This is a genomic window from Acinetobacter sp. ANC 4173 (assembly GCF_004331255.1).
In the GTDB taxonomy this organism is placed as follows: Bacteria; Pseudomonadota; Gammaproteobacteria; order Pseudomonadales; family Moraxellaceae; genus Acinetobacter.
This window is the reverse complement of sequence record NZ_SJOF01000003.1, coordinates 344040-353981: the sequence shown is the minus strand read 5'-3', so window position 1 is coordinate 353981 and position 9942 is coordinate 344040. Positions and strand designations below refer to the sequence as shown.

Below are 9942 nucleotides of genomic sequence, written 5' to 3'. Positions count from 1 at the left end.
ACTGTTCTGATTTTACTAGCTATTGTTTTAGCTATTTCAATCATTAATGACTGGAAAAGAAACAAATTTTCTTATAGGAAATTTAACGCCTCCAAATCTTCCAATTTATTTAAGAAATTTTTTAGATGCAAAAATAAATACTGAATAACCACTAATTTTGTAGACACCTTCTCAGGTGTCTTTTTACTTAACATAAAATCTCTTCTATGAAATCTTTCTCATCACACTTTTTACATTCCAGCGTCATGCCCAACTTGTCTTTCCGCCCTTGCTCAGTCATCACCCATGGGCGATTTTGCCAAGGCGGAGTGTGGCGGACATGTTGAGTATGTCCGCAGGCTAAATCTGCTACCCAATGCTGTTCATCATCTAAATGGAAACCAATAATGGCTTGTTGCATAGCGGAAACCTGAATGAAGTTATACAAAAATATCCATAAGCGAAAATAGAAATTCAGAAATAGAACCGAATAATCTCCGTTATACTCCTAGCTGATTATATCTTTAAACAAGAGTTTTGATTATGCGCGTACTTGTTGTGATGGACCCCATTGAAAGTGTCAATTTGAAAAAAGACTCAACTATGGCCATGTTGTGGGCGGCAAGCCGTCGCGGGCATGAACTGGGTTATGCATTACAACAGGATTTATATATCGAGCAGGGTAAAGCTTTTGGTTTAATTGCGCCGTTAAAGGTGTTTGAAGATTACGACCATTACTATGAATTGGGTGAAAAGAAGAAAGAATCCATCGCGGCGTATGACGTGGTGTTGATGCGTAAAGACCCGCCATTTGATATGAACTTTGTCTATACCACCTACATTTTAGAACAGGCAGAGCGCGAAGGGGCGTGGATTATTAACAAACCACAAAGCCTGCGTGACTGTAATGAAAAACTGTTTGCGACCCAGTTTCCAGAACTGCAAGTGCCGACATTGGTCACTTCACAGCAAAGTTTGATTCGTGAATTTATTAAAGAACAAGGCGATGTGATTGTCAAACCGCTTGATGGTATGGGCGGCATGGGGATTTTCCGCCTCTATCAGGACGGGGTAAATATTGGCTCAACCATTGAAATTTTAACCAACCATGGTACTCAGCCGATTATGGCACAGCGTTATATTCCTGAAATTGTCGAAGGGGATAAGCGTATTTTAATGATCAATGGCGAGCCTGTACCATATTGCTTGGCGCGAATTCCGCAAAATGGTGAAGTTCGTGGTAACTTGGCTGCGGGTGGTTTGGGTGAAGCCCGTCCATTGACCGAAAATGACCGTAGCATTGCGGAAAAAGTGGGTCCATTCTTGCGTGAAAAAGGACTGATCTTTGTTGGTCTAGATGTGATTGGTAATTACGTGACCGAAATCAATGTGACTAGCCCAACCTGTATTCGTGAAATTGATAACCGATTTGGTACTCAAATTGCGGATGATTTATTTGCTGTGTTAGAGGCAGGTCGCCCAACCCTTTAAGTAAATTTGAATATACTCAGTACCTCAATCACATGCGTGTGGTTGAGGATTGTGTAGCGTCCTTTAGGCTCAGAATCTAAGTGAAAATCTTTCCGAAAATACAAGTTGTTTGCGGTTTTTAACAAAGATAGCGGTTTTTTATACTAGATTAATAATAAAACTTGTTTAAACTTACAAAACTGAAGAAAAAAACAATGAAATGCTGGGGGAAACAAAGTAAATAAACTTTCGCGCCCCTACGTTTGTGATTACAATTGTTAACTTAAATGAATTTTTGCCTATTTTTTTGAATTGAAGAATTAAACCGTGACTGATGTACAGCAAACAAAGCCCAAACGCGTAATGATGATGGCCGCTGGTACTGGTGGACATGTTTTTCCAGCACTTGCCGTTGCAAAACAATTGCAACAACAAGGAACACAAGTGTCTTGGTTGGCAACACCTACAGGCATGGAAAATCGCTTATTAAAAAATCAAAATATTCCAATTTACCAAATTGATATTCAAGGCGTCCGTGGCAATGGTATGGTACGCAAATTATTGGCACCTTTTAAAATTTTAAAAGCAACCCTAAGCGCCATGCGCTATATGAAACAGCTAAATATTGATGCTGTCGCTGGTTTTGGTGGTTATGTGGCGGGGCCGGGTGGCTTGGCTGCACGGGTTTTAGGTATTCCTGTGCTTATTCATGAACAAAATGCCATAGCAGGGTTTACCAATACCCAATTGTCACGTGTCGCGACCACAGTGTGTCAGGCTTTTCCGCAAACCTTTGCAGAGCAAGCTAAAATAGTCACCACGGGTAATCCTGTACGTAAAGAAATTACCGAAATTTTAAATCCATCTTGGCGTTATCAAGAGCGTGAAAAAGCCCATCAACCACTTCGTATTTTAATTGTCGGTGGTTCTTTGGGGGCGAAAGCACTGAACGAATGTGTACCTGAAGCCTTAAAGCAATTAAATGTGCCACTTTGTGTCTACCATCAATGTGGGCAAAACCATGCTGAGGCGACACAGGCGCAATATGCCAATGCACCTGCGAATTTGGAGGTCGAAGTACACCCGTTTATTGAAGATATGGCTCAAGCCTATTCAGATGCAGACCTCATTATCTGCCGTGCGGGTGCGTTAACGGTGACTGAAATTGCCACAGCCGGTGTTGCGGCTATATTTGTACCGTTGCCAAGTGCTGTGGATGACCACCAAACTGCCAATGCCAAGTTCTTAGCGAATATTGGGGCTGCGAAAATTTGTCCGCAAGCCAATATGACCCCTGAAAGTTTAAAAGAATTGTTAGTGCCGTTAATGAACCGTTCACTATTGTCCGAAATGGCAGTCAAAGCGCGTCAACAGGCTCAACCCGATGCAACTCAACATGTCGTTGAGTTAATTCAAGAATTGTGATTAGAGTAAGCTATGTCTCCATCTACACCTGCTGATCAAGCAAAGAAATTAATTAAAATCCCAGAAATGCGTCGTATTAAGCACATCCATTTCGTGGGTATTGGTGGTGCTGGGATGTGCGGCATTGCTGAAGTATTGAAAAACCAAGGCTATAAAGTGTCTGGTTCAGATATCAAGGCATCGAAAACCACAGTACAGCTCGAAGAAAATGGTATTAAAGTTTATATCGGGCATGCAGCAGAAAATATCCAAGGCGCCAATGTTTTGGTGGTTTCAACAGCCATTGATCCAGAAAACCCTGAAATTAAGGCGGCAATTGAACATCGCACACCTGTGGTTCGCCGTGCAGAAATGTTGGGTGAATTGATGCGTTACCGTCATGGGATTGCCGTTGCGGGAACACACGGTAAAACCACAACCACCAGTCTTGTGACGTGTATGTTGGCTGAAGAAAACCTCGATCCAACTTATGTGATTGGTGGCTTGTTAAATCGTACTGGCGTGAATGCAGCGCTAGGTGCAAGTCGTTTTATTGTGGCTGAAGCAGACGAGTCAGATGCATCTTTCCTATATTTACAGCCAATGGCCACCATTGTGACCAACATTGATGCTGATCATATGGACACCTATGGTGGCAGCTTTGATGTGTTGAAAGATACTTTTGTCAAGTTTTTACAAAAAATGCCATTTTATGGTTTGGCCGTGGTGTGTGGGGATGATGCCAACATCCGTGAAATTATGCCGCGAATTGGTCGTCCATTGGTGACTTACGGATTTAATGAAGACAATGACATTCGTGCGGTAGACATTGCACAAGAAGGCATGCAGTCACACTTTACCGTATTGCGTAAAGATCGTGAGCCTTTGCGTCTGACCATTAACCTGCCTGGCTTGCATAACATTTTAAATGCTCTGGCTGCGATTGGTATTGCCACCGATGAAGGGGTATCCGATGCTGCGATTGCGCGTGCACTAGAAGGTTTCAGTGGTGTGGGCCGTCGTTTCCAAGTTCAGGGTGAGTTTGAGTTGGGCGAAGGCAACGTAAAATTGGTGGATGACTATGGACATCACCCGAAAGAAGTAGAAGCCACCATTAAAGCAGCTCGTGCCAGCCATCCAGACCGTCGTCTGGTCATGTTGTTCCAGCCGCACCGTTTTAGTCGTACCCGTGATTGTTTTGATGATTTTGTTGATGTGTTGTCACAAGTCGATCAATTGCTGTTATTAGAAGTTTATCCTGCGGGGGAAAAACCAATTGTGGGTGCGGACAGTCGTGCATTGGCGCGTAGTATTCGTTTGCGTGGTGAAGTTGAGCCTATCTTGGTCGATCCAGTAGAAGGGAACTTGCCGAATGTCATGCGTAAAGTGTTACAAGCGAATGACTTGTTATTAACACAAGGCGCAGGTAATGTGGGAGCTATCTCAGTTGAGCTGGCGCAGCATCAATTATATATAGATTAATTGCCGTTTTCGGTTTCAATTAAAAAGTTATAACAGTTTAAGGATAAAAACGTGTCAAATGCTTCAAAGTTCGGCAAAGTTGCCGTGTTGCTTGGTGGTAAATCAGCTGAGCGTGAGGTTTCTCTCGATAGTGGTCAGGCTGTACTTGAAGCATTGATTCGTTCTGGGGTAAATGCCGAGGCATTTGATCCGCAGAATCGTAGCGTGACAGAATTGGTCAATTATGATCGTGCCTTTATTGTGTTGCATGGTCGTGGTGGTGAAGACGGCCAGATCCAAGGTGTATTGGAGTGGTTAAACATTCCTTATACAGGAACTGGTGTCCAAGGTTCTGCCATTGGTATGGACAAAGTTAAAACCAAACAAATCTGGCAAGGGTCAGATTTACCAACTGCACCGTACCGCATTATTGATAAAGACAGTGATTTAGCCGAAGTGGTTGAAAGCTTAGGCTTACCGCTCATTATTAAGCCTGTACATGAAGGCTCTAGTGTAGGCATGAGTAAGGTTGAAAAGGCTGAAGATTTGGCTGCTGCAATTGTGAAAGCAACACAACACGATGCAGTGGTGATGGCGGAAAAATGGATTACAGGGCGTGAATTCACCATTTCCTTTTTAAATGGTCAACCTTTACCTGTGATTCGTTTGCAACCTCCTGCGGATGTGGCTTTTTATGATTATGAAGCGAAATATCAACGTAATGATGTGCAATATGGTATTCCGTGCGGTTTAACGGAAGCAGAAGAACAACGTCTACAAGCATTATGTTTACGCGCATTCCAAGCGGTTGGGGCAAGTGGTTGGGGGCGTATTGATGCCATGCAGGATGAACAAGGCAACTTCTGGTTACTTGAAGTCAATACAGTACCAGGCATGACCAGTCATTCATTGGTGCCCAAAGCAGCCAATGCGGTAGGCTATAGTTTTGATGCGTTATGTGTTGCAATTTTAGAACAAACACTTACAGGTGCAGCACACTAAGTTATGGCTCAACTTCCAGCATCGATGCGGCGCAAACGCGCTGCAATTACCTCGATTCACGACAAACCACCCACGCGAAAAGAACAGCTGACTAACGTGGGTGGTTGGTTGCTGTTGGTCATTGCTTTTGTGGTCTTGGCTGCTGGAATATTTGGCTTATACAAAGTCATGACCGATGCACGTGTCGCGGATCTGGATGTGGTCGGAACACGTTCCGATGCTGAGCATCGTCAAGTGATGTTACACGTGGCACCAACTTTACAAAATAATTATTTTACTTCTGATTTAGAACAAATCCGTGACCGTGCTTTAGAGCTGTCATGGGTAGATCGTGTCGTGGTTTCTCGAGCATGGCCGAATGCGATTCGCGTCCGAGTTATGCCTCGTCATGCGATTGCCCGTTGGGGAACTGGGCGCTTACTGAGCGATAGCGGCGATATTTTTGCTGAAGTGACACCCAAAAATTATCAACAATTGCCGTTGCTTCATGGGCCGATCAGCCAATCCAAAACCATGATGCGTCGTTATAATGAAATTAATCAGTTATTCCTTCCAGTCAACCTTCGGCTAAAAGAATTATATTTAACGGAGCGTATGACTTGGTTTATGCAGTTTGATTCTGGATTACGTGTTATTGTTGATCAGGATCAAACCATGAGTAAGCTACAACGCTTAAGTCATCTAGCACAAAGTGATTTGAAACCTGTGTGGTCACAAATCTCGGCAATCGATTTACGCTATAGGAACGGCCTAGCGATTCAATGGAAAAGCACAGCCCCACCCAAAATTGTAAATGGTCACTTTGTTGTAACGATTAATGACACAAGCATTGCGGATGGGATAAGTGCAAAGCCATAATAGTTGGCTTTATAAATAGAGGCGTAAAGCCAGAAATTAAACAAACATGTAATGGTAGTAAATAATGAGTGAAGCTGTTCCCTCAGTTGTTGCGATTGACATTGGGACACATAAAGTTTCAGTTTTGATTGGTAAGGTGCACGCCCCAGACAAGATTCAAGTCATTGGGATGGCGACTGCACGTAACCGCGGTATGAACAAAGGCAAAATCGTGAGCTTGGATAAAGTCATCACGGCGATAAAAAATGCCGTTCAGGAAGCGGAAGATATGGCTGAGTGCCGTGTGCATTCGGCTTGGGTTTCTATTCCAAGTGCAGAATTAAAAAGTTTTTATGCTTCGGGGCGTACCCCAATTGAAAATGCTGAACATAGTATTAGCACCAATGAAGTGGTCAGAGCATTAGAGTTGGCTAAAGCCAGCCATGTCACTTCAGACCATTATTTGGTGAGTGCAGTCCCGCTAGGTTTTGAATTGGATGATTCCCCGGAATGGGTACAGAATCCGATTCGGATGTCTGCGCACAGTATGAAAGGACATTATCAGTTGATGATGTTACCCATCAGTACCATGCAAAATCTGGATCGTGCCATGAAAGGCGCGAACATCACCGTAGAAAAAATGGTGGTGTCCTGCTTGGCAACCGCAGAAGCCAGTTTGCTGAAAGACGAAAAAGAATATGGGGTTTGTTTGCTCGATATGGGTGCTGGAACCACCAATCTTGCGGTCTATTTAGATGGGCGTCTGGCGATGGCGGAAACCTTGCAGCGTGGCGGTGAACATGTGACACGCGATATTGCTGCCGTTTTACAGACCACAACTGAAGAAGCAGAACGAATCAAGTTGCTCTATGGTTGTGTCGACTTAAAAGTGGTAAAACCCGATCATATGATTCAAATTCAAGGCATTGATGGTCCGCAAACCATTAGCCGAATTGAATTATCTGACATTATGATTGCGCGCTATGAAGAAATTCTGACCCAAGTTCGAGACGCACTTGAGCGTAGCGGTGCCATTCATGGCTTATACCATGGCGTGGTCTTGACGGGTGATGCTTGTCAGATTGAAGGGATGGTCAGCCTAGTGCGCCGCATGTTGGGTATTTCAGCGCATTTGGGCAATCCACCTGTACAAGTTTATGCTGATGAACCTTATTTGGCATCACTACGTCGTTCCCAATACGCAACGGCGGCAGGTTTGTTGATGTTCAGTCAAGGAGATCCGCAAGAGACCTTGGTAGAAACCGTAGATCCTGAAACACTTTCGTTCTGGAAACGTGCTGGACGAGCATGGTCAGGACTAAATGATAAGTTGAAGTCTATTTTTTAGTGGTATTTTTAAGGAATATTGTTTGGAAGTTGTACGTTAAGCGGTCAATACTTGACAAGCTAAACATTGAACAGCATTCTAAAATCAATTTTATTTATGCAGATCAAGGCAGTATACGGGCTTAAGTGACTGCCAATTACGAATTAGGAAATTTAAAGGTCATGGCCTCATTTGAATTTTTAGAAGATGATCAGAACGATAGCAACGGTCAAGCCCGTTTCACTGTATTTGGTGTAGGTGGTGCAGGCGGTAATGCTGTTCAACACATGTTGGAATCGGATATTCAGGGTGTAAAATTTGTTTGTGCCAATACGGACAAACAAGCTTTGGACCGCATGAATGCACAATTTAAAATCCAGCTAGGTGAACAGAGTACCCGTGGTTTGGGTGCAGGTGCAAATCCTCAAGTGGGTCAAACAGCGGCCGAAGAAAGCCGTGAGTTGATCCGCCAGCATTTAGAAGGCACCGATATGGTGTTCGTCACTGCAGGTATGGGGGGCGGAACTGGTACAGGTGCTGCTCCAGTCGTTGCAGAAATTGCCAAAGAAATGGGTATTTTAACGGTGGGGGTAGTGACTACGCCGTTTAATTTTGAAGGTAAGCGTCGTCAACAGTCTGCTGAAAAAGGCATTGAGGCTTTAGAAGCGCACGTAGACTCACTTATTATTATTCCAAACCAGCGCCTGTTAAAAGTATTCCGCGATATCTCTATGAAGGATGCCTATAAAAAGGCGGATGACGTATTGCTCAACGCAGTGCGCAGTATCTTCGATTTAGTGGTTCGCCCTGGTCACATTAACCTTGACTTTGCTGACTTGAAAACCGCAATGAGTACCCGTGGTTATGCCATGATGGGTGCAGGCTCAGGTCGTGGTGAACATCGTGCGCGTCAAGCTGCAGAACAGGCGATTCGTAGTCCGTTATTAGATAACGTGACCATTATGAATGCTAAGGGCATTTTGATTAACGTGACGGGTGGTGATGATGTCACCTTTGGTGAAATTGAAGAAATCACTGATGTTGTGAACCAAATTGTGGACTTGGATGAAGGTCAAGTTTTCTACGGCACGGTATTTGATCCTGATGCGCGTGATGAAATTAGCGTGACTGTGATTGCAACCGGTTTAACTCGCAATTCGGCAGATGCGATTGAACCTGTGAAGCGTGCAACTACGCAGGTTTCACGTTCTGCAACTACCCATGCTGTGGTTGAAGAAGATGATGTTCCTGCAATTCAGCGTCAGCAGGCGGATGCTTCTGCAATGAGTGCTGCTTCATCTGCTGGTGCGTCACGTCCAACACCAATGAGTATTCAAGATTATTTGAAAAATCAGCAACGTAAGTAATTATTTTTCAATAACTTGCTTTTAAAACACTATAAAAGGTAGCGTTATCGCTACCTTTTTGTTTTTTATCAATGGCTAAATATGCTAACGTATAGCGGATTTATGGGCAGATGATAGAAAAAGCATGTTGAAACAGCGTACCCTGCAACGTGTCGTGAAAGCGAGCGGTATTGGTCTTCATAGTGGGCAAAAGGTGTTAATGAACTTTGTGCCGCACCATGTGGATGGGGGTATTGTGTTCCGTCGTATTGATTTAGATCCACCTGTGGATATTCAAGCCGATGCGATGCTGATTCAAGAAGCCTTTATGTGCTCTAACTTGGTTCAAGAAGATGCCAAAGTAGGCACTATTGAGCACGTGATGAGTGCGATTGCAGGTTTGGGTATTGATAATTTAATTATCGAGGTCTCTGCTTCAGAAGTGCCAATTATGGATGGCAGTGCGGGTCCATTTATCTACCTGTTAATGCAAGGTGGGTTGGTTGAGCAAAATGCACCCAAAAAATTTATCCGAATCTTAAAGCCTGTAGAAGCATTAATTGATGATAAGCGTGCAATTTTTACGCCGCATTCAGGTTTTCAGCTGAATTTCACCATTGATTTTGACCATCCCGCATTTAAAAAAGAATATCAGTCTGCCACCATTGATTTTTCAACTGAAACTTTTGTCTACGAAGTCAGTGGGGCGCGTACATTTGGCTTTATGAAGGACTTGGATTACTTAAAAGCCAACAATTTGGCTTTAGGGGCAAGTTTAGACAATGCCATTGGTGTCGATGATACTGGCGTGGTCAATGAGGAAGGTTTGCGTTTCTCGGATGAATTTGTTCGTCACAAAATATTAGATGCCGTAGGCGATTTATATTTATTAGGACATCAAATTATTGCGAAATTTGATGGATATAAGTCAGGTCATGCCCTGAATAACCAATTGTTACGCAATGTTCAAAGTGATCCAACCAGCTATGAAATTGTAACATTTGATGACATAGATCAATGTCCAATCCCTTATGTAAGTGTGACATAAGTCCTTGTCTTATATGGGTTACGTTATAATATAACAAATAAAAATGAGAATTAGGTCACTTTTTTGAT

The 9942-nt window shown here is 43.3% G+C and carries 9 protein-coding genes; 8 read left to right on the top strand and 1 reads right to left on the bottom strand.

All coding sequences use genetic code 11. The annotated features are described in order from the left end of the window. Positions 1–187 precede the first annotated feature (187 nt). Positions 188–400, bottom strand: coding sequence for a DUF3565 domain-containing protein (locus E0H94_RS06365; RefSeq protein ID WP_131325625.1), 213 nt, complete (start codon positions 398–400; stop codon positions 188–190). 122 nt (positions 401–522) lie between these two features. Here E0H94_RS06365 and gshB point away from each other — a divergent pair, with 122 nt between their 5' ends. The 8 genes from gshB to lpxC all read left to right on the top strand — a co-directional run bounded on the left by gshB (position 523) and on the right by lpxC (position 9874). Further along, positions 523–1470, top strand: a complete 948-nt coding sequence (gshB, locus tag E0H94_RS06360) for a glutathione synthase (protein ID WP_131325624.1) — start codon at positions 523–525, stop codon at positions 1468–1470. A gap of 306 nt (positions 1471–1776) precedes the next feature. Then, on the top strand, positions 1777–2874 hold the full coding sequence (gene murG, locus E0H94_RS06355) for an undecaprenyldiphospho-muramoylpentapeptide beta-N-acetylglucosaminyltransferase (protein ID WP_131325623.1): 1098 nt from the start codon (positions 1777–1779) through the stop codon (positions 2872–2874). Between the two features lie 12 nt (positions 2875–2886). Further along, positions 2887–4335, top strand: a complete 1449-nt coding sequence (gene murC / locus E0H94_RS06350; protein WP_131325622.1) for a UDP-N-acetylmuramate--L-alanine ligase — start codon at positions 2887–2889, stop codon at positions 4333–4335. A 51-nt stretch (positions 4336–4386) separates the two neighbouring features. Continuing rightward, positions 4387–5316: a D-alanine--D-alanine ligase gene (locus E0H94_RS06345; RefSeq protein WP_131264209.1), complete on the top strand. Its 930-nt coding sequence runs from the start codon at positions 4387–4389 to the stop codon at positions 5314–5316. A 3-nt stretch (positions 5317–5319) separates the two neighbouring features. Then, complete coding sequence (locus E0H94_RS06340) at positions 5320–6174, top strand: cell division protein FtsQ/DivIB (RefSeq protein ID WP_131325621.1); 855 nt, start codon at positions 5320–5322, stop codon at positions 6172–6174. 64 nt (positions 6175–6238) lie between these two features. Beyond that, positions 6239–7501 carry a cell division protein FtsA gene (gene ftsA / locus E0H94_RS06335; RefSeq protein ID WP_131325620.1) on the top strand — a complete coding sequence of 421 codons (1263 nt, stop codon included), beginning with the start codon at positions 6239–6241 and terminating at the stop codon, positions 7499–7501. Between the two features lie 161 nt (positions 7502–7662). Next, the gene (gene ftsZ, locus E0H94_RS06330) at positions 7663–8847 is read left to right on the top strand and encodes a cell division protein FtsZ (protein WP_131325619.1); all 1185 of its coding nucleotides are present in this window, start codon (positions 7663–7665) and stop codon (positions 8845–8847) included. Positions 8848–8971: 124 nt separating this feature from the next. After that, positions 8972–9874 (top strand): UDP-3-O-acyl-N-acetylglucosamine deacetylase, encoded by a 903-nt coding sequence (gene lpxC, locus E0H94_RS06325; RefSeq protein WP_131324187.1) that lies wholly within the window; start codon positions 8972–8974, stop codon positions 9872–9874. The last annotated feature ends 68 nt before the right edge of the window (positions 9875–9942 follow it).